Consider the following 20,530-nt stretch of genomic DNA (forward strand, 5'->3'; position numbering starts at 1 on the left):
CGCAGCCCGCACCGGCCGCACCGGCGCCGCCCGCGCCGCCCGCACCGCCTGCGGCACACCCGAGACCCCGCCCCGGAAGGTGGCTGTGATGCGAACCGCCCTGGTCGTCGGCACCGGCCTGATCGGCACCTCGGTGGGCCTCGCACTGCGCGCCCAGGGGGTCGACGTCCACCTCTTCGACACCGACCCGGCCGCGCTGCGGGCCGCGACCGCACTCGGCGCCGGACGCCCCGGGCCACCACCGGGCCGGGGCCGGCCGCCCGCGGCGGACGGCGTGGACATCGCCGTGGTGGCCGTCCCGCCGGACCGGGTCGCCGGAGTGCTGGCGGCGCTGCAGAAGGACGGCACGGCCCGCGCGTACACCGACGTGGGAGCCGTCAAACTGCTGCCCCGGCAGCAGGCGCTGGCCCTCGGCTGCGACCTCTCCAGCTACATCGGCGGCCACCCGATGGCGGGCGAGGGCCGTGCCGGACCGCTGGCCGCCCGCGCCGACCTGTTCCGCCGGCACCCGTGGGTGATCACCCCGACCGGCGCGACCGAGGACGCCGTCCTCAACCGCGCCCTGGAACTGGTCGCCCTGTGCGGCGCCACCCCGGTGATCGCGGACGCCGCCGAACACGACCGGGCCGTCGCCCTGGTCTCGCACGCCCCGCTGCTGCTCGCCGCGCTGGCGGCGGGCCAGCTGACCCCGGATCAGGAGTTCGCGCTGCGGCTGTCCACGCAGCCCGCGTACCCGGCCACCGGCGGCGCCGAAGGGGACACCGCCCGGTCGGCGGAACTGCTCACCGCCAACGCCGAGGCGGTCGCCGACGTCCTGGAGCGGATCGGTGACCGGCTGCGGGTCGGCATCACCGCACTGCGCACCCTGGCCGCCGGAACCGGAGCCGGGACCGGGACCTCGACCGGAGCCGGGACCAGGGCCGGCCCGGCGTCCGACCGCGCCCGCGACGAGGCCCGGCGGGCGGCCGCCACCGACCTGCGGCAGCTGCTGGCAACCGGCGCCGCCGGCCGCGCCCGGATCCCGCCGCCCGCCGCGACCGGCCGGGCGGCCACCCTGGGCGTGGTGGTGAGCGACCGGCCGGGCGAACTGGGCCGGCTGTTCTCCGACGTCGCCGCGGCCGGCGTCAACATCGACGACGTCCGGCTCGCCCACCTGTCCGCCGGACCCGGCGCCGCCGTGCGGCTGACCGTGCCCGCCGCGACCGCCCTGCACCTCACCGACCGGCTGCGCGAGGGCGGCTGGACCACCCTCACCGGCCCCCGCCCCCCGCAGCCGTCCGGCGATGGCGCGGGCCGGTCGTGAACACCGCGCTCGACCCGCTGTGCCGGGCCCCGTACCCACCGCGGCCGAGCCGCCCGCACAGCGGTTCCCGCTCCCGCACCCGAGCCCGCACCCGAGCCCGAGCCCGCACCCGGCCGCCGCCGCCCCACCGCCGTCCGGGTGTTCCTCACCGGGGCCGAGCAGCCGTCGGCCCTGTTGGGTGATCGGATAGTTACTCTGCGAGCACGGCCCACGTCAGGGCGGCCGGAGCGGCACAGAGGGAGTGCGGATGCGGATTGCGGTGTGTCAGAACAAGGGCGGTTCGGGAAAGTCGGCGATGGTGGTGAACCTCGCCGCCGCGCTCGCCGAGGGCGGCGACGAGGTGGACGTGGCCGACGTCGACCCGCAGGGGAACTCCTCCCGCCGGCTGGGCGCCCGGCCGGACGCCGACCAGATGACGATCAGTGAGGCGATCAAGTGCGACGCCCTGGGCGCCGCCCGGGACGCCTACGTCCCCTGCGGCTGGGGCGGGATCTACGGCAGCCGGATCCGCGTACTGCCGGCCCGGTTCGAGCTGGAGAACCGGATCTCCGAGGCCGGTACGGTCGGCGCCGTCAAGCGGCTCCGCCGGGCGCTGGCCGGCTGCGACGACCGCCGGATCACCCTCCTCGACTGCCCGCCCTCGCTCGGGCACCTGACCCAGCTCGCGATGGTCGCAGCCGACGTGGTGCTGATCGTGGCGGAGCCGGAGTTCGACGGGATCGAGGGCGCCGTACGGGTGCTGAACTTCGTCCGCGACCACGCCGACGACCTCAGCAACCCCCGGCTCAGGGTGGCGGGCGTCGTCCCCTCCCGGGTCCGGACCGGCCTCGGCGTCCACGACTTCCAGATCGACGGCCTGGACAGCTGCTTCCCCGGCCTGGTCTGGGCCCCGCACATCAGGGAACGGGCCGTGGTCAAGGCCGCCGCCGACTCGGTGGCGCCGCTCCGTTCGCTGCGCAGCCAGCCCGCCCGCGAGGTCGCGGACGACTTCGCCAAGCTCGCCACCCGGGTCAAGGACCTCCAGGAGGCCGCCGCATGAGCGAGCGCCCGCGCCTTCAGCGTCCCGACGGCAGCGCGGCCCTGACCGGCCCGGAGACCCTGCTGATCGGCAACCGCCCGGGCAGCCGCCGGGCAGCCGTCCCCGCCGCTGCCACCGGTTCCCCCGGCCCGGCGGGACCGACCGGCCCGGCGGGGTCCGCCGGGGCCACCCTCCGGCCGGACGGCCTCGGTGAGTGCACGCTCGCCGAGCTGGAGGCCCGGGTGGCCGCCGCCCAGGCCGAAGGCATGGAGGCCGTCCGACAGGCCGAGGCGCAGTTCGAGGCGGACAAGCAGACGGCCCACACCCGGTTCGCCCAGCAGGCCGGACCCGCCCTGTGGGAGATCCACGACCGGAAGCTCTACCGCTCCACCCACAGCACCTGGGAGGAGTACCTCGGCGAGCGCTGGGGCCTGTCCCGGTCCTATGCGCACCGCCTGCTGGAGATGATCCCGGTCCAGGCCGCGCTGTTGCCAAATCCGGCTTTTGGCAACCTCGTGCTCCGCGAGTCCCAGGCGCGGGTGCTGGTCCCGGTCCTGCGCGAGTACGGCCCCGCGCAGGTCCGGGAGGTGGTGGAGAAGGCGCTGGCCGACGGCGCCAGGCCGACCGCCAAGGCGCTGACCGCCGCCCGTACCGAACTGGGCTACGCCCCCGTGACCGTCGGCGAGTGGGCACCCGGCGAGCCGTCGGACCGGCCCGCACCGGCACCGGACCTGGAGGACAGCCGGCTCGCGCTCGGCGACCTCGAGCGGCTGGCCGGCGTCCTGCGGGCCGCCCTGCGCGATCTGCCGGGCTCCCTGCCCGCGACCGCCGCCCGCGGGTTCCCCGACGAGACCCGGGCAGCCGTCGCGGACCTGCGCCGGCAGCTTCGCCGAGCGGCGGCGCTGGTCGGGACGGACCTGGTGGAGCGCCAGCCGGTCCACCCGTAACGGCCCCGCGGCCGGGTCGTCCGTGACCCGGCCGCTCGGCCGTCGGACCCCGGGCGCCTCCCCGACGAACGCCGCCGGCCGACGGCACCGGCCACCACCGGCCACACCACCCGCCGCCACCCGCCGCCACCCGCCGGCGGGCGGTACCGGGAGGACGGGCCGGAGCCGGGGCAGGACCCAGGGACCGTGGTGCCTCCGAACGGGTGGACTCGCCGGATCCCGCACCGGACCGGGATCACGGCCCGGGGACCGGGTGGTGACGTTGGCACCCGAGTCCCCGACCCGAAGGAAGCGCCGACGTGAGCCGTTCCCCCTCCCGCCGCCTGTTCACCAAAGCGCTGTTCGCGGCGTCCGTGCTGTCCCCCGTGGCAGCGGCCCCCGCCACGGCCGCGGAGCCCGACACAACCGCAGCACCCGACACGGCCGCAGTGCCCGACGCGGCCGGCCGGTCCTCGGACGAAGGCCCGGCGGACGGATTCGGTCCCGAACTGACCGCGCGGCTGGACCGGGCCGTCGAGGACACCCGCCGACAGGCCGGCATCCCCGGTGCCGTGGTCGGGCTGTGGTTCCCGGAGCGGGGCAGCTACGTCCGCGCGTCCGGGGTCGCCGACACCGCGACCGGTACCCCGATGACCACCGGCGTCTTCAGCCGGATCGGCAGCGAGACCAAGACCTTCACGGTCACCGCGCTGCTCCAACTCGTCGACGAGCACCGGATCGGCCTGGACGACCCGATCTGTGCCTATGTCGACGGGGTGCCCGACGGTGAACGGATCACGCTCCGTCAGCTCTCCGGGATGCGCAGCGGCCTGTTCCCGTTCACCTCCGACCCGGACTTCATCCAGGCGCTGGAGAACGACCCGGCGCGCTCGTTCACCCCGCAGGAGACGCTCGCGTACGGCTTCAAGCACGCGAACACCTTCGCGCCGGGCGAGACCTTCCAGTACTGCAACAGCAACCTCGTGCTGCTCGGCCTGGTGATCGAGAAGGTCAGCGGCCTGCGTCTGGCCGACTTCATCGACCGGCGGGTGCTCCGCCCGGCCCGCCTGCGCCACACGCTGCTCCCGAGCGGGACCGAGTTCCCGCAGCCGCACGCCCACGGCTACACCGACCAGACGCCGAGCGGGGCGGTCGCCGACTCCACCGGCTGGAACCCCAGTTGGGCCTGGGCCGCCGGAGCGATGATCTCGAACCTGCACGACCTGCGCCGTTGGGCCGAGACCGTCGCCACCGGCACGCTGCTCAGCCCGCGGACCCAGGCGGAACGGCTCACCATGCTGCCGACCGGCTTCCCCGGGACCTGCTACGGCCTCGGCATCTTCGAGACGGGCGGCTGGATCGGGCACAACGGTTCCATCCCGGGCTACGAGAGCGTCACCGTGTACCTGCCCGCCCAGCGGGCCACCATGGTCCTCCTGCTCAACACCGACATCAGCTCCGGCGGCCAGGAGCCGAGTTCGCCGCTGGCCCGGGCGCTCACCGAGATCGTGACCCCGGACAACGTCTACGACCGCCCGGTCCCGCCCCGCTAGGCCGTGCCGATCCCCGTGCCGATCCCCGTGCGGGGGCGGGTCCCTGCACCCGTCCCCGCACGGAAGGTGCGCCGGTAGGTGTCCGGCGGCACGCCGACCGTCCGGTTGAAGTGCCGGCGCAGCGTCGTGGCGGTGCCCATGCCGGTGGCCGCCGCGATGGCGTCGACGGTGTCGTCGGAGTTCTCCAGCAACTCCTGGGCGTGGCGGATCCGCTGGGTCAGCAGCCACTGCAGGGGCGTGGTGCCGGTCACCGCCCGGAACTGCCGGCCCAGGTTGCGCGGGCTCATCCCCGCCCGGCGGGCCAGGTCCTCGACGGTCAGCGGCTCGTCGAGCCGTTCCATCACCCAGGGGAGCAGCGCGGAGAGCGGGTGGCCGGTCCGGGCCGGTACCGGCGTGGTGACGAACTGGGCCTGCCCGCCGGCCCGGTGCGGGGGCACGACCAGGCGGCGGGCGACCACGTTGGCCATCGACGAACCGTGGTCGAGCCGGACCAGGTGCAGGCACAGGTCCATCGCGGCCGCCTTGCCCGCGGAGGTGAGCACGCTGCCGTTGTCGACGTAGAGCACGTCCGGGTCCACCTCGACCCGGGGGTAGCGGTCGGCCAGGGCCTCGGTGTGCGCCCAGTGGGTGGTCGCGCGCTTCCCGTCCAGCAGGCCGGCCGCAGCCAGCACGAACGCGCCCGTGCACAGGGAGGCCACCCGTGCGCCTGCCTCGTGGGCCGCGCGCACCGCGTCGACCAGGTCGGCCGGCGGCTCCTCGTCGACGTCGGCCAGCGCGGGGACGATCACGGTGTCGGCGCGCCGGAGCCGGTCGAGCCCGCCGTCGGGCTCGACCCGGAACCGGCCGACCCGCACGGCGTCGGACCCGCAGACGGCGACGTCGTACCAGGGGCCCGCCACCGCCGCCGGGGCGGAGCCGAAGACCTCGTAGGCCACGGACAGTTCGAAGTGCAGCATCCCGTCGGTGACGGCCAGTGCGACAGTACCCATGTCCGGAACTGTACGGGCCATGGCGTTCCGGACACTCACGGCGGAGCGTCCGTCCCACCAGAATTGGCCGCACCGGATCGATCCGGCACGAGAGGGAGGGTCTCATGGGACAGGCCAGGACGGTGGCGGTGTTCGGGGCGTACGGACATACCGGACGGTTCGTGGTGGCGCGGCTACGGGAGCGCGGGTTCCTCCCGGTGCTCGCCGGGCGCGACCCCGGCAGGCTGGAAGCGCTGGCGGCGTCCCATCCCGGCAGCGAGCCGCGGCCCGCGTCGGTCGACGACCCGGCCTCGCTGGACCGCGCCCTGGCCGGGACGGCGGCGGTCATCAACTGTGCCGGGCCCTTCGCCACGACGGCCGCACCCGTGATCGAGGCGGCGCTGCGGGCCGGGATCCCGTACGTCGACGTGGCGGCCGAGATCGAGGCCAACGTCGACACGTTCGCGCGATTCTCGGACCGCGCCCGGGCCGCCGGGGCGGTCGTCGTGCCCGCGATGGCCTTCTACGGCGGACTCGGCGACCTGCTGGCCACCACCGCGATGGGCGATTGGACGGCGGCCGACGAGGTGCACATCGCGTACGGGCTGAACGGCTGGCACCCCACGGAGGGGACGCGCGCCGCGGGCCGGGTCTCCCGGGAGCGGCGGGGCGGCCGCCGGGTCCGTTTCGCCGACGGGCGGCTGGAGTACCGCGACGACGCCCCGCCCACCCTGGAGTGGGCCTTTCCCGACCCGATGGGCCTCCGGGCCGTCGTCGGGGAGTTCACGATGGCCGACGCCGTCACCGTCCCTCGCCACCTGTCGGTCCCCGAGGTGCACAGCTACATGACGGTGGAGGCGGTGCGGGAGCTGTCGGCACCGGACACCCCGGCGCCGACCCCGGTGGACCGGGACGGACGGTCGGCCCAGACCTTCCTGGTCGACGTCGTGGTCCGCTCCGGCGGCGCCGAGCGTCGAGCCGTGGCGACGGGTCAGGACATCTACGCCGTCACCGCCCCGCTGGCGGTGGAGGCGGTCGAGCGCATCCTCACGGGACGGACCAGGACGGCCGGTGTCGCCTCCGCGGGCGAGATCTTCGACGCACCCGACTTCCTCCGGTCGCTCTCCGCGCACCTCTCCCTCGACCTGCACGCGTGACGGACCGCCACCCGCCGGACTCCACCGGCGGCCCTCGACGCCCGTACGCCGCCGGGACGGCCGGGCCGACGCCCCGTCATGAGCGTTGGCGCGCGGGCCCGGGCCGCACCCCGCCACAATTGGTCCAGACCTATTGACGGGCACTGCCACCGCTCCTACGATCCGGATCGGCACAGCCCCACATGTCCCCACCTCACCCAGAGCCGGGCGCCACGCCCCCACGCGTTGGTCATGTCCATGACGCACGCTCGGCGGGAAGGGAGCGCAACATGTTCCGTCGAAGGTCGCGTACCCCACGTCCATCGGGCGGCATCCGCCCCGGCAGTGAGCGGGCCGGCGGCCCGCCGCCGCGAGCCGCCCACCCCCAGCACGGACCGACCGCCCTGCGACGCTCACTCGCCGGGGTGAGCGCCGCAGCCGTCATCGGAGCCGGCCTCGCTGTGGCCGGCACCGTCACGGCGGGCGCCGCCACCCCCAACCTGGTGGCCAACGCGGGATTCGAGAGCGGGCTCTCCGCCTGGAGCTGCTCCGGCGGCTCCGGGGTGGCGGTCAGCAGTCCGGTCCACTCCGGCGCCTCCGCCCTCAAGGCGACGCCGAGCGGCCAGGACAACGCCCAGTGCAGCCAGACCATCAGCGTCCAGCCCAACTCCCAGTACACGCTGAGCGCCTACGTCCAGGGCAGCTACGTCTACCTGGGCGCCACCGGCACCGGCCTCACCACCGCCCCGTCCACCTGGACGCCGAACAACGCGTCGTACGGCCAGCTCAGCGTCGCCTTCACCACCGGGTCGACCACCACCTCGGTGACCGTCTACCTGCACGGCTGGTACGGACAGCCGGCCTACTACGCGGACGACGTGTCGCTCACCGGCCCCGGCGGCAGCAGCCCCAGCCCGTCGACCAGCCCGACCTCCTCCACCAGCCCCTCGCCCACCGCCAGCCCGTCCAGCAGCCCCACGCCTTCCAGCAGCCCGTCCACCAGCCCTTCGAGCAGCCCCACGTCGTCCACCAGCCCGACCTCGCCGGGCGACACCTGCGCGACCAAGCCCAAGCCGTCGGGCAAGGTGCTGCAGGGCTACTGGGAGAACTGGGACGGCGCCGCCAACGGCGTCCACCCCGGCATGGGCTGGGTCCCCATCACCGACAGCCGGATCGCCGCCCACGGCTACAACGTCATCAACGCCGCCTTCCCGGTGATCCTCTCCGACGGCACCGTGCTGTGGCAGGACGGGATGGACGCGGGCGTCAAGGTCTCGACCCCCGCCGAGATGTGCCAGGCCAAGGCGGCCGGGGCGACGCTCCTGATGTCGATCGGCGGCGCCGCCGCCGGCATCGACCTCAGCTCCAGCACCGTCGCCGACAAGTTCGTGGCGACCGTCGTCCCGATCCTCAAGAAGTACAACTTCGACGGGATCGACATCGACATCGAGACCGGCCTGTCCGGGAGCGGCAACATCAACACGCTCTCCGCCTCCCAGTCCAACCTGATCCGCATCATCGACGGCGTCCTGGCCCAGATGCCGGCCGGCTTCGGCCTCACCATGGCCCCCGAGACCGCCTACGTCACCGGGGGAAGCGTCACCTACGGGTCGATCTGGGGCTCCTACCTCCCGATCATCAAGAAGTACGCCGACAACGGGCGCCTGTGGTGGCTCAACATGCAGTACTACAACGGCAGCATGTACGGCTGCTCCGGCGACTCCTATCAGGCCGGCACCGTCCAGGGCTTCACCGCCCAGACCACCTGCCTCAACAACGGCCTGGTCGTCCAGGGCACCACCGTCAAGGTGCCGTACGACAAGCAGGTGCCCGGCCTGCCGGCCCAGCCCGGCGCGGGCGGCGGCTACATGACGCCGAGCCTGGTCGGCCAGTCCTGGAACGCCTTCGGCGGTTCGCTCAAGGGGCTGATGACCTGGTCGGTCAACTGGGACGGCTCCAAGGGCTGGACCTTCGGCGACAACGTCAAGTCCCTGCAAGGACGTTGACGCCCGGCTGAGCGCGGACCCGGGGCGGGCCCGGGAACCTCGGCAAGGCGGGGCCCGGGAGAGCCACCTACTCCCGGGCCCCACCCGGCCCCGATCCGCCGACCACCGAGAGCCACCCCGTGCCGTACTGCCGTGCCCCACCGCCCCGGACCACGATCCGGTGCCGCTGATCGGATGACGTCACGCCCGGCCGACGGAGTGTCCGGCGGCCCGCCGCACGGGCCTGGATAGCTTGTCGGGGCGGCCCTCGGCCTGCCCGGAGGGTGGCCGGCCGCACGGTTCAGGCAGCAGTGGGTGACCGCCGGGTGCCCCGGCGGCTCCCGCCCGAAGCAGTGAAGTGAGGGGAACGCCGGTGGGGCTCGACGCCGCGACCGCTGTCTCGTCGACCACCTCGACGCGCAGGACGCTGCTCAAGGGACTGGCAGCAGCCGGATTGGGCGCCGGGCTGGGAGCCGCGCCGTCCCCGGCGCGGGCCGCGGACGCGTCCGACGGGACAGCAGCGGCGGACGGATGGGACGCCTTCGCCGCCCAGGTGCGCGCGGAGTTCGCCGCCATGGAACTGGTCGGCGCCGCGGTGGCCGTGGTCAGCGCGGACCGGGTCCTGCTCACCCTCCCGCTCGGCGTACGCGACGCGGAGAGCCGTACGCCGGTCACACCGTCGACCCGGTTCCTGGTCGCCTCCACCACCAAGTCGATGACCTCGCTGCTCGCCGCGGCCTACGTCGACCGCAGGCAGCTGGCCTGGGACCAGCGGGCGGTCGAGGCCTGGCCCGGTTTCCGGGCTCCCACCGATGAACTGACCCGTTCCCTGCGCGTCCGCGACCTGCTGGGGATGGCCACCGGCATCGACGAGCCGCCCGCCCTGTCCGGCCTCCACGAGGGCGACCCGACCGCCCCGCAGCTGCTCCGCTCCGTGGCCACCCTCCCGGTGGTGGCGCCGCCGAACACCGAGTTCCACTACAACAACACCGTGTACTCGGCCGGCGGCTACCTCCCGCTGCTCGCCGACGGCGTCTCCGCCGACCTCCTGACCGGAACCTTCGCCGACGAGATGCGCAGCCGGGTGTACGGTCCGACCGGCATGGCCGGCGCGCGAATCGCGGACGACCCGCGCGGCCTGGTCACCGACTTCATGCGCGGCTACGGCCCCGACCTCACCGGCGCCAACCGGCCGCTCGCCTACGGGCCGGTCGGCAGCTACGCCCCGGCGGGCGGCACCCTCGCCTCGCTCGACGACATGGGCGCCTACGTCCGGCTGCAACTGCGGCGCGGTGTCTCCGCCGACGGCCGCCGGGTGGTGTCGGCGGAGAACCTCGCCGAGTGCTGGAAGCCGCACATCCCGGTCCCCGTCTCGCCCGACCTCGATCCGGACGTCACGGCGTCCGGCTACGGGATGGGGTGGATCAGCAACCGGTTCTGCGACGGCACGTCGCTGATCTGGCACAACGGCGGAATCGACGGCTTCGCCTCGTACATCGGCTTCCTGCCCGAGCACGACCTCGGGCTGGTCGTGCTGAACGGGATGAACCCGGCCCCGACCGGGCTGTTCTTCTACCTCTACGTGCTCAACCTGCTGCTCGGCGAGCGGTTCGGCCTCAACAAGGGCGTCACCGCCAAGGTCCACACCGCTTACCTGGACGCCCTGGAGGCCCTACGCGCCCTCGGGAGCCGCACCTTCCCGACCGACCCGGGCGCCACCGCGCCCTACCTGGGCCACTACGAGGGCGGCTACCGGCTCACCCGCAGCGGCCCCGACCTGTCGCTGCGCCTCGGCCCGCGCACCATGCCGCTCGGTGTCCTGGACGACGGCAGCTACGTGATGACCGGCGGTCCGCTGGTCGGCAACCCGGTCCGGCTCGGCCGCGACGTCGACGACACCCCCCGCATCGAGGTGGTCGGCCTCGAGACCGTCCGCCGCACCGTCGGTCCGGCGACCCCCGCCGGATAGCCGCCCGGCGCCAGGCCCCGGGCGCGCCACGTCGTGCCGGGTAGCGCCGCGTCGTGCCGCAGCGCGTCCGTGCCTTGGCTGCGCATCACCCGGGGCTCGCCCGTACGGTGCGTCCAGGACCGCCGACGACAGGCGTACCGTCATCTGCGTTCCGGAGCTGGACCTGGCGGCCGATCCGGGCCTGCTGGTGTCCGAACTGCTCGACCGGATGCTGGAGTTTCCGCATGTCCGGCTGGTCGTGGAAACGTCGTCCGCCGGCAGCCCTACGACAGGCTCGTTCGCTGCGGTGGCAGAACCCGCCGTGCTGAACCTGGATCACCCGCAGTGGACGGACCGGGCGCGCTTCACCGCTTGGTGCGCCGAGGTCGGCGCGGATCCGGACGCCTATGCCGTGCCGGGTTCGGCCCTTGGGCCCGCGTCGGCGCCGGTCCCGGCCCTGGACCGTTCGGTGGATCTGATCGCCCGGGTGCCCCGCAGCTCCGACGGCTCGCTCGACCTGCGCGCAGCCGACGAAGAACTGCTCTCGGACCTCTGGACAGCGGCTTCCCGTGCGGGTGACCTCGGACCACTGGCGGCGGACCCGATGCTCCACGCGCTGGCCCGCCCGGCGGCGGTGACGGCCGCGACCGAGAGGCGGGACGACGCGATATCCCGGGCCTGGGATGCTGCGGGTCCTGCCGTGATCGACGAACCCGACCCCGGAATCAGGGCGGCCGTCCTACGAACGCGGCTGCTGGGTGTCGACACTGTCGCCGCGTCCACGCCGGCCGGTCCGGCCGCCGGGTGGGCCGGGCGATGGGCACGATGGCGGAGGGCCGAACAGGAGGGGTGGCCAGGACCTGCGGTCGCAGTCGCGACCGGCTCGGCGCAGTACGCATCCCGGTTTGCTGGCCCGGCGCCGGCTGAACCAGGTCACGTGGGCGGAGATCGAGCCGCACCGCGACCTGGTCAAGGGGCTGCTGGAGACGACAACGGTGACCACGATCCATCAACGCCTCAGAGATGAGGGGAAGTTGGCGGTATCGCTGTCGACGTTCCGCCGGTGGGTGACCGAGAACCTCCCGGACGAGTCGGCCCGGTCGAAGGTGACGGTGCTGCGGGACGATGTCGAACCGGGCTCGGAGGCCCAGATCGACTACGGCTTCCTGGGGCAGTGGATCAACCCGTCGACCGGCAAGCGGCACCGGATCTGGGCGTTCGTGATGGTGCTGCCCTGCTCGCGGCACATGTTCGTCCGCCCGGTGGTTCACATGGACCAGAACGCCTGGACCCAGGCCCATGTCGAAGCGTTCCGGTTCTTCGGCGGTGTCCCGCGGCGGTTGGTGCCGGACAACCTGCGGACGGCGGTGGACCGGCCGGACCTCTACGATCCGAAGATCAACAAGTCGTATGCCGAGCTCGCGACCTACTACGGCGCCCTGGTCGACCCGGCCCGGGCAGCGAAGCCGAAGGACAAGCCGCGGGTCGAGCGACCGATGCCCTATGTCCGCGACTCATTCTGGAGCGGGCGGGAGTTCACCTCCGTCGAGCAGATGCAGGCCGAGGCCCTGACGTGGTCGGCCGGCACCGCCGGCCGCAGGCAGTGCCGCCCGCTGGGCGGCGCGAGTCCGCTGTCGGTGTTCGAGGCAGTGGAGGCCAAGGCCCTGCTGCCGATGCCGGACAAGCCGTTCGTGCTGGCCCGCTGGTCCACCGCCGCAGTCGGCCCCGACATCCACATCAAGGTCGGCCGCACCCTCTACTCAGTGCCCTGGAAGCTGATCGGCCGCAAGGTCGACGTCCGCTCCACCGCCACCATGGTCCAGGTCTTCCACGAGGGCGAACTGGTCAAGACCCACGCTGCCCTCGACCAGGGCAAGCGCACAGACAGAGGTGACTACCCGCCGGAGAAGATCGCCTTCCAGATGAAGACGCCGATCTGGTGCCGCAGCCAGTCCTCCGAGGTCGGCGACGCCTGCCGCGAGGTGATCGACCAACTGCTGGAGGTCAACGCGCTCTACCGGCTCCGCGCCGCCCAGGGGATCCTCGGGCTGCGGAAGAAGTACGGCGACCAGCGGCTGGAGGCCGCCTGCCGCAAGGCGATCGCGGTCGGCGACCCGTCCTACCGCACCATCAAGGGCATCCTGATCGCCGGCACCGAGACCGACCCCGAGCCGGAGACCGGCGACGCCGGGGCCGCGGCCTTCCTCCACGGCCCCGAGGGCCTGTTCGCCACGAGCATCCCCTCCCAGATCTCGGGCGAGCCCGAGGGCACCCCGGACCACGCTGACGCCGAGGAGGCCGCTCGATGAGCGTGATGGACACCGCCCTGCGCGAGTCACTGAAGGCCCTTCGCCTGTCCGGGATGCTGGAGACCCTTGACGCGCGGCTGATCCAGGCCCACGGTGGTGAACTCGGCCACCTGGACTTCCTCCAGGTTCTCTGCCAGGACGAGATCACCCGCCGCGAGACGGTCGCCTTCCAACGGCGCTTGCAGAAGGCGAAGTTCGAGCAGCAGGTCACTCTGGAGGAGTTCGACTTCGCTGCTTCCCCGAAGCTGCCCGCGGCCCAGATCCGCGACCTGGCCGCCCTGCGCTGGCTCCATGCAGGCGAGTCGGTGATCTTGTTCGGACCGGTGGGCGTCGGCAAGGCACACGTCGCCCAGGCCCTCGGCCACCTCGCCGTCCGCCAGGGCGCGAACGTCCGCTTCACGAAGACCAGCCGGGTCCTGGCCGAGCTCGCCGGCGGCCACGCGGACCGCACCTGGGACAAGCGCATGCGCGAGCTGATCCGCCCCGACGTCCTCATCCTCGACGACTTCGCCATGCGGCAGCTGAGTGCCGCTCAGGCCGACGACCTCTACGAACTGGTCTCCGAGCGGCAGGGCCGCTCGCTGATCATCACCAGCAACCGGGCTCCCAGCGACTGGTATCCCCTCTTCCCCAACCCCGTCGTCGCCGAGTCGCTCCTGGACCGGCTGATCAACACCAGCCACCAGGTCATCATGAACGGCCCCAGCTACCGCCCGAACAAGCGCCCCAAGAACCCCGCCGAGAAACCTCCGGCTCTCTGACCGACGTCACAGAGTGCTCAGCTGACCGCTGCCCGCAGCCCCGCGGTCCCGGCCCCGCCGGCCCACGTGGATGATGGCGCGGTGACGAACATCAGCGACGCCCATGTGAAGGTCCACTTCCGGATGGAGGTCGACGAGGACGGCTGGCCGCCGGCAAGCGTCGAGAGCCTGTGGGCAGTGGACCTGGGCGATGGAACGGTGCGTCTCGACAACACGCCCTGGTTCGTCCGCGGCGTCGCGAGCGGCGATGTCATCCGAGTGAGCGTCGACGATGAAGGCCTGCGCTGGGCCGGGGAGACCGTTCAGGCCTCGGAGAACTGCACCATCCGGCTGATCGTGCTGAAGGACGGCGGCTCGGCGGCGGCTCGGCAGACCGTGTTGGAGACCTTCCACCGGCTTGGCACGACCGGCGAGGGCATCGAGCAGTTCGGGATGGTCGCGCTGGACATCCCGCCGGAAGCGGACATCCAGCGGATCCGAGCGCTGTTGGAACACGGCGACGCGAAAGGTTGGTGGCACTGGGAAGAAGGATGTGTCACTGCCGCATGGGAAGCCAGTGAAGGCTCGGAGGACGACTGAGCGCCTCCGGGACGCCTTCAGATCACCGGCCAGACGCGAGAAGGTGGGGAATTCTCTGGCGTTTGACCTGGGGAATTGGCTGACCGTCGACAACCCCCCTGCGCCGCGGGTCCATCCCCGGCCAAGATCACTTGGCATGGACGAGAGGCCCTATTGAACTGGCGACAGCTTCCTCCCGAATGAGGTCTGACGTAGTAGTCGACGGGCAACGATCGACGTTCACCCTGGTCAGAGCATTGGTCTCCGTCGGTATTGGCTGCGCCGAAGGGCCCTTGTTCCCAAGATCTTCTCCCAGGGTTCTCCGAGCACCGCGCGGGAGGAGGTTGGGTATCGGCGACCTGGTGGTCGCAGGATGGCTTTCAAGACCACAACGAGGGCCAGGGCTTCCGCACCCGCTGTGGCCTCCGCTGGTGATCCCGCACGATGTCCGAACGCCTCGCAGCTCAGTCCTTCACAATCTCACCGTTTGCAATTGGCGTGGAAGCCTGCGCCGGCAGGTGCTTAGCCTTCGGCTTCTCGAGTTCCAGCCGCATCTTCACGTCGTCGAAGCTGAGGTCTGGGGTTCCGATACGCCCCACCGAGCGGCTGTACGCGATGAGCATCGCCTCCGAGAACGGGCTGTCTAGGGTTGCGACTCGTCGCCAGGTTCGCACCTCGGTGAGCGGGACGGATATCACGTTCTCAAAGTCGACCAAGAGGTCCGGGATGTCGAGGTAGCCAGGAAGGGGGCGGTACCGGCTCTGCTTGTCACCAAAAACCTGTTTGGCCTGGTCCTTGTTGCTGTTGTTCTTCGAGCTGGCCAGCCATGCAGCGATCGCCGGCGACTCGGACCCCACACCGTCCTCCGTGAAGATGCGGTCGGCCTTGGCCAAGCGAACGTACTGCGCCTTGGCCTTACGAGGTCTCGCCACGTTGGTGTCCGGGCGGTCTTCGTACAGGTCGCAAGCGGGAGTGAGGACGATCCACCAAGCGCCCTCGGGACTGACCACTAGGTCCGTGGTGGTGAGGTGGTGGGTCACGTACGGCTTCAAATAGACCCGGGCTGCAGAGGGTTGGCCGGCAGCGGCGACAGCTTCACCGTCCCCGGCATAACCCAGTTCGCTGGGGCCGTTTTCCCTGAGCTCGGCCGCGAGGCGGTTGACGATGATCGGGGTGATCTCCTGGGGATCAGCGCCCGCCATCTCGTGCCAGTGCGGGGCCACGACGTCCCGAAGGAAAATGCGGACCTTGCGCTCGACGAGTCCCGAGATGCGGCGCCTCAACTCTGACACCCCCGAGAGCAGCCCGTCCCGGACTGCAGGGGCGATCTCGCCCCAGGCGTTCTTGGTCACCACACGGATGAGTGGAGGCTTCTCCAGGTCACGCACCTGCTGAGGGACAGCTGTGAAGAAGACAACGGGCAACCACCGCGCACCGGCGATGGCGTCGTACAGTTCGTGTCCGCGTCCTTCGATGACAGCGGAGGGTCTGCCATCACCGGCGTCGCGGACGTCGAGGATGACCAAGTCGAAATCCTCGTCTACCAAGTACTGCTCGGCTGCGCCGAAGTCCTGCACGGACTCGAAGTGGATCTCCCCAAGGTCTGTGAGTTCCTCGGACAGAACTTCGCGAAGGTCCGCGATCATCTGGGCGTCATCATCGACTATGAGCACCCGATACGCAACGTCCGTCGACGTCACCCAACTCTCCTTCGCAGTCGTGCTTGGAAACTCGCACCCGAGAGGGCGCCGGGGCTCACCAGCCCCAGGTAGCCGTCGTAGAAGTCCTTCACGACGCTGCCTGCAATGCTGAGACCGAGGCCGACGCCATCCGGCTTTTCACTGAAATAGGTATCGAAGATCAGGTCCTTGATCTCCTCGCGCACCCCCGGGCCGTTGTCGCTGACCGTGATGTCGACCACGTCCAGTTCGCCCTCGTGATTGCGCTCCGTCTGGATCAGGATCTCGCGGGGAGTGCCCTTGGGCATGGTGGAGAGCCAGTACACGGCGTTGCTCACGAGGTTGACTACAAGAGTCCTGATGTCGCCCGGCTCGGCGGTGACGATCACGTCCTCCCCGTTGATCTTCACGTCTACACCATGCTTGGCGATCTCCGACTCCAGCACGTCAACGGCTTCGGAGATGCTCTGATGCAGAGAGAGTCGGCGAGGTCGTCCCCGTTTCCGTCCGCTTAGGGGCTCAATCCGAGCGAAGAGCCGGTCGAGAGCCCTCTCCTGTGCGGTGAAGTCCGTCTGCAGCTTGCCCAGCGCAGCTGACAACTCCACATCGTGTGCCTCGACCTTTGTGGTGATCTTGCCGAGACGACGGAGGCCCACACCGATGCGGGAAAGGGCGGTACGTCCGTCGTGGAGGACAACATCGACCAGGGTTCCCAGGGTCGCGAGACGGGAGAACTGGGCGATGACCTCCTGTACTTTGCGCACCCCTTCATTGATCGTCTCTGTAGCTTCCTCGATGGCGCGGCTGAGGATGATGTCATCCGGGTGTCGCTCGGCAGCCACCTGTCGCAGCGGGTCCAGGTTGAAGTTGTGGAAGAGCCCGTGGCCCCTGCCTTCGGACGGCCCGGTGAGGAGCGGGGGGTCTGTCGGAGCAGTGGGTTCCCGACGCAGCCGGTAGCGCTGCGTCTCCAACCTGGCAATTGCTTGGAGTATGACCGCCCTCAGTTCCTCGTACTCCGGGGTGTCGATCAGTCCTTCACGGTGCGAGCGGTCCAAGAGGCCGGGGTTGTCATCAGCCGAGATGTAGACGAATCCCGCCACTTGGCGGTTGGAGAGACGCAGCGTCGGGTTGTTGATGCGTCGCTGGTCGAAACCAACCCAGTCGAATCCTGCTTCTCCAAACGGCTGCACACGGAACCCGTCCCGGTACAGGGCCACACCGCTGTTGTTCCGGATGAGTTCCCGTACGTCGTTGGTGTTCCTCGCGCTAGTGTCGAGTGCCAGGAGTGGCTTGATGGCTGACGTCTCGAGGTCCCAGACTCGGAAGTCCAGTTTCAGAGGGCCGCACGAGGGCCTCTTCGAGTCCTTCCGGAGGTTGTCCTGGACGACCTCTACCAGTTCGTCACTGCCGGCGTAAATGGCCAGCCGCGCGTTCCCGTCAGCATCCATGGTGCCGGTGAGGCGGTAGCGGGGATGGGCCAGTGTCTCGCTCGGTGCAACGAACCCGCTGTGGCGGCGGAGCAGCCCCTGCGGAGTGTCGATGTAGATCGAGAACTCCGGTTGATCCGGCACAGAGAGCTCGGCGGGAGGCGGCGGGGGGAGGAGCCTGGACAGGGAACGCTTGAGCGCCTCAATCTCGTTCGCTCCCCATGCCGTGCGAAGCCTCTCAAGCCGGACCACTGTGCCATGCGCCGTGCCGACGAGGGCAGCGGGCGCTGTCTGAAATTCCCGGAGGACCTCGGAAAAGGTCTGGGCTGCTATGCCTCCGTCTACGAAGACGGTCGGAGTGGTCGTGGAGAGAGAGACCGGAACCTCATCCAGGTACGCGTCACCCTCCGTGAAGTCCCCCCAGTCGATGCGAAGGGTGACTTCCTGCTCATCGACCCGCTGAGTCGTGATTGTGACAGCGTGGCCAAGCCGGGCTGAAGCGAACCTGCCGATGCCCTTGGCGCCCAGCACACGACGCCCACCTGACTCACTGCGTGGGTTCCGGTGCCTGTGCGGGGTGGCGATCTCCATCCACGTGCCGCGTACGGTGGCCGGCGACATACCATGCCCGTTGTCCCAGACCTCGATCGAGCCCTTGCCTTCTTCAAGCGGAGGGTTGAAGCGGATCAGGACGAGGCTGGCGTCCGCGTCGTAGGCGTTCTTCACCAGCTCGGTGAGGGCGACACGTTCGTTGCTGATCAGTTCTTCGCCGAGCGTGCTCATGAGTCGGGCCCGCGGCCGGAGATACGCCTTCGCCTCCTCGGACTCCACCCATGCCCCCGTTCGTCGACCGTCAGCCATGTTCTGCAGTGAGTGACGGACAAGATTCTACTAACTACTCATCAGTTAGGCGGGCAGCCCTCGCAAATGGCCGCGGGTACACACCCTCTAGGCGACTCCAGTTCAGAGCAGGCAGTGGGCAACTGCCGCGTCGTTGCCAGCCTTGTAGCGCGGCCACCGCAGTCCGTCCGGATCTGTGGCTTCAACCTCGCGAACCGCGTTGATCAGGCGGGCTGGCCCCCCAGTGCGGAGCAGGTCGAATACTTCACCCCATGTCGCCACTCGAGCACCTGCGACGCCACGACCTCCGCCACACCGGGCTCACGTGGATGGCCGATGCGGGCGTGCCGCTGCACGTCCTACGGAAGATCGCCGGGCACGGATCGCTGACGACCACGCAGCAGGATCTGCACCCGGATCGCCGGGCGATCGAGCTGGCCGGCGAGGCACTGAGCGCCCACCTCAGCGGGCCTCGACAGGCCCCTGGTCCCGCCATGGTCCCGCAGGACACCTCTGGCCGCCATCTGCGGCTCGTTCGCTGACCCCGCGACAGAAACGGCAAAAGCCCAGCTGGCCTGGACTTTTGTCCAGTCAGCGGGGCTCCGACATCACTGTCGGGACGACAGGATTTAAACCTGCGCCCCCTTGGCCCCCAGGCGCAAGCCCTTGATTTTCGGCCAAGTGCGCGTCCTCGTCACCGGCTCACCGGCGCTAGAAATCGGCCCCCACGTGCCTCGTTGACGCCATCCGGCGTCAGACGAGCTGCACCGCCGTTGGTGTCAGGCGTTGTTGTCAGCGCGCTGTGTCGCGGTGTGCACCCAGGCGAGGAGTTCCCGGCCGTCTTGATGCTGGCCGGATTCCAGCAGGAGACTGCCGGCCTCGCAGTGGCCAGTCTGGTCTGCTGTCAGTGCGGCGGGGCAGTCTGTGTGTATGCGTGCTCCGAGAGTCCAATGCCCGGGCTGCGGGCGACCAGTGGCGTTGATACCGACTCGCCGTACCGGCTACGGCACCATCCATGACCATAAGAGGGATCGGCGTTCGTTGAGCCTGTGCGAGGGCAGCATGCTGCAGATGCCGCTGTCCGAGGCCGTCGTCTGGCAGGACGCGCTTCCGGGCGTGGGCGGAAGCGAGAGCGAAGTGCCTACGCTCTTCTGAGCGGCTTACTCAAGGACTCCCAGGACCGGCGTACTCCTCATCTGCAGAGCCCGCATTCTCGCCTACTGCTGCGGTAGCTCTTCGACAGCCCGGCGTTCCGCGGGGCTGAAGACCTCCCGACAATCGTTACAGACCCAGTCGCCGGTCTGGCTGCCCAGGTAGTACTCCCGGCTGAACGAGCCATGCGCGCAGTCTGCAGTCACGTAGAGGAAGCTAACCCTTTGCTACCGAGAGTGGCTAGGTGCCTACCGGCCCTGCAGGGCCGATCGCTGCGGTCAGCCACTCGCGCCAAGGCTAGTGACACCGTAGCCAGCACGGCCGCTCGCAACGCATTCGGCGACGGCGGCCACCTCACCGACGTCGTGGCCCGCGACACCTGGTCACTGGTCCACAAAAGGCCCACCGAGCGACCGCAAGCTGACTTGGTCGGAGCCTGCACGTCCGCTGTCACGGCAGCTCGGTGCGGTGCACAGCCCAGTGCGACTCCAGCCAGGTCCGATGTCCCGGGCTCAGCGCAACGGTCAGCAGCTTGCCGTGCAGATCCGCGTACAGCGGGTAGGCGGCAAGCTGGTCCGACACGTCAATGGTCAGCTCCTCGGGATTCACGGCCAGTAGACCCAGGTCGAACAGGCGGTGCAGGTCCCGACGCAGGAGCAGGCCGCCGTCGTCATGGTGTTCGCCGTTGATCGCGTAGCTGTAGAGGTGGGCGGCGTCCAGGGCGGCGCGCGGCGTGGGTCCGGTGAAGGCACAGTCGTCGCCGTGGGTGTCGAGCAGGCGCTGGCGGAAGGCGCGCTGGCCGAGCCTGGCGCGGACGGTCACGGTGCGGTGGCCGCCCTTGATTGTCCGGTCCCCGTGGAAGCCCTTCTCGCCCCGGTGCGAGTTGTTCTGGTCGTCGTAGGAGCCGTTCTGGTCTCCGTGGAAGGCTGAGGTGACCCCTGGAGTGTGGACACAGGGGTTTCATGCC

The 20,530-nt window shown here is 70.7% G+C and carries 13 protein-coding genes and 3 pseudogenes; 12 read left to right on the forward strand and 4 right to left on the reverse strand.

Annotated features, from left to right (window positions below; all coding sequences use genetic code 11):
- The 4 genes from AA75_RS07395 to AA75_RS07410 form a co-directional block, all read left to right on the forward strand.
- Positions 1-1,303, forward strand: a 1,303-nt coding sequence (locus AA75_RS07395) for a prephenate dehydrogenase (RefSeq protein WP_051811973.1), incomplete at its 5' end; no start/stop codon positions are given.
- A gap of 247 nt (positions 1,304-1,550) precedes the next feature.
- A complete protein-coding gene (locus AA75_RS07400; RefSeq protein WP_033818996.1) occupies positions 1,551-2,342 on the forward strand; it encodes a ParA family protein in 792 nt (263 codons plus the stop codon).
- The gene (locus AA75_RS07405; protein ID WP_033818997.1) at positions 2,339-3,268 is read left to right on the forward strand and encodes a hypothetical protein; all 930 of its coding nucleotides are present in this window, start codon (positions 2,339-2,341) and stop codon (positions 3,266-3,268) included. The genes AA75_RS07400 and AA75_RS07405 overlap by 4 nt, the downstream gene beginning before the upstream one ends.
- A gap of 299 nt (positions 3,269-3,567) precedes the next feature.
- Positions 3,568-4,800 (forward strand): serine hydrolase, encoded by a 1,233-nt coding sequence (locus tag AA75_RS07410; protein WP_033818998.1) that lies wholly within the window; start codon positions 3,568-3,570, stop codon positions 4,798-4,800.
- On the opposite strand, the gene AA75_RS07415 is transcribed toward AA75_RS07410, so the two are convergent.
- Positions 4,797-5,789, reverse strand: coding sequence for a helix-turn-helix domain-containing protein (locus tag AA75_RS07415; protein ID WP_051811974.1), 993 nt, complete (start codon positions 5,787-5,789; stop codon positions 4,797-4,799). The two genes, AA75_RS07410 and AA75_RS07415, sit on opposite strands and share 4 nt — an antisense overlap.
- 104 nt (positions 5,790-5,893) lie before the next feature.
- Between AA75_RS07415 and AA75_RS07420 the strand changes: the two genes are divergently transcribed.
- The 7 genes and pseudogenes from AA75_RS07420 to AA75_RS07445 all read left to right on the forward strand — a co-directional run bounded on the left by AA75_RS07420 (position 5,894) and on the right by AA75_RS07445 (position 14,486).
- A complete protein-coding gene (locus AA75_RS07420) occupies positions 5,894-6,925 on the forward strand; it encodes a trans-acting enoyl reductase family protein (protein ID WP_033818999.1) in 1,032 nt (343 codons plus the stop codon).
- Positions 6,926-7,194: 269 nt separating this feature from the next.
- Positions 7,195-7,740: pseudogene (locus AA75_RS51680) on the forward strand (carbohydrate binding domain-containing protein); the annotation flags it as partial.
- Between the two features lie 180 nt (positions 7,741-7,920).
- A pseudogene (locus AA75_RS51685) lies at positions 7,921-8,910 on the forward strand (chitinase); the annotation flags it as partial.
- A gap of 352 nt (positions 8,911-9,262) precedes the next feature.
- Complete coding sequence (locus AA75_RS07430) at positions 9,263-10,858, forward strand: serine hydrolase (RefSeq protein ID WP_055731232.1); 1,596 nt, start codon at positions 9,263-9,265, stop codon at positions 10,856-10,858.
- Between the two features lie 884 nt (positions 10,859-11,742).
- Complete coding sequence (gene istA / locus AA75_RS07435; RefSeq protein WP_233288952.1) at positions 11,743-13,146, forward strand: IS21 family transposase; 1,404 nt, start codon at positions 11,743-11,745, stop codon at positions 13,144-13,146.
- On the forward strand, positions 13,143-13,907 hold the full coding sequence (istB, locus tag AA75_RS07440; protein WP_033819002.1) for an IS21-like element helper ATPase IstB: 765 nt from the start codon (positions 13,143-13,145) through the stop codon (positions 13,905-13,907). Before istA ends, istB begins: the two co-directional genes overlap by 4 nt.
- Positions 13,908-13,988: 81 nt before the next feature.
- Entirely contained in the window at positions 13,989-14,486 is a 498-nt protein-coding gene (locus AA75_RS07445; RefSeq protein WP_033819003.1) for a DUF4265 domain-containing protein, read from the forward strand.
- Positions 14,487-14,929: 443 nt separating this feature from the next.
- Here AA75_RS07445 and AA75_RS07450 read toward each other — a convergent pair whose 3' ends face one another.
- Together AA75_RS07450 and AA75_RS07455 are read right to left on the reverse strand one after the other, a co-directional pair.
- Complete coding sequence (locus AA75_RS07450; protein ID WP_033819004.1) at positions 14,930-16,165, reverse strand: response regulator; 1,236 nt, start codon at positions 16,163-16,165, stop codon at positions 14,930-14,932.
- The gene (locus tag AA75_RS07455; RefSeq protein WP_033819005.1) at positions 16,162-18,402 is read right to left on the reverse strand and encodes an ATP-binding protein; all 2,241 of its coding nucleotides are present in this window, start codon (positions 18,400-18,402) and stop codon (positions 16,162-16,164) included. The genes AA75_RS07450 and AA75_RS07455 overlap by 4 nt, the downstream gene beginning before the upstream one ends.
- Positions 18,403-18,695: 293 nt before the next feature.
- Between AA75_RS07455 and AA75_RS07460 the strand changes: the two are divergent.
- Positions 18,696-18,953: pseudogene (locus AA75_RS07460) on the forward strand (tyrosine-type recombinase/integrase); the annotation flags it as partial.
- A 1,060-nt stretch (positions 18,954-20,013) separates the two neighbouring features.
- Here AA75_RS07460 and AA75_RS07465 read toward each other — a convergent pair.
- The gene (locus tag AA75_RS07465; RefSeq protein WP_051811975.1) at positions 20,014-20,385 is read right to left on the reverse strand and encodes an HNH endonuclease; all 372 of its coding nucleotides are present in this window, start codon (positions 20,383-20,385) and stop codon (positions 20,014-20,016) included.
- Positions 20,386-20,530 lie beyond the last annotated feature (145 nt).

The organism is Kitasatospora sp. MBT63 (genome assembly GCF_000710465.2).
Classification (GTDB): Bacteria; Actinomycetota; Actinomycetes; order Streptomycetales; family Streptomycetaceae; genus Kitasatospora.

Coding starts and splice junctions, on each gene's coding strand:
- AA75_RS07400 (WP_033818996.1), top strand. CDS start 1,551: ATGCGGATTGCGGTGTGTCAGAACAAGGGCGGTTCGGGAAAGTCGGCG.
- AA75_RS07405 (WP_033818997.1), top strand. CDS start 2,339: ATGAGCGAGCGCCCGCGCCTTCAGCGTCCCGACGGCAGCGCGGCCCTG.
- AA75_RS07415 (WP_051811974.1), bottom strand. CDS start 5,789: ATGGGTACTGTCGCACTGGCCGTCACCGACGGGATGCTGCACTTCGAA.
- AA75_RS07420 (WP_033818999.1), top strand. CDS start 5,894: ATGGGACAGGCCAGGACGGTGGCGGTGTTCGGGGCGTACGGACATACC.
- istB (WP_033819002.1), top strand. CDS start 13,143: ATGAGCGTGATGGACACCGCCCTGCGCGAGTCACTGAAGGCCCTTCGC.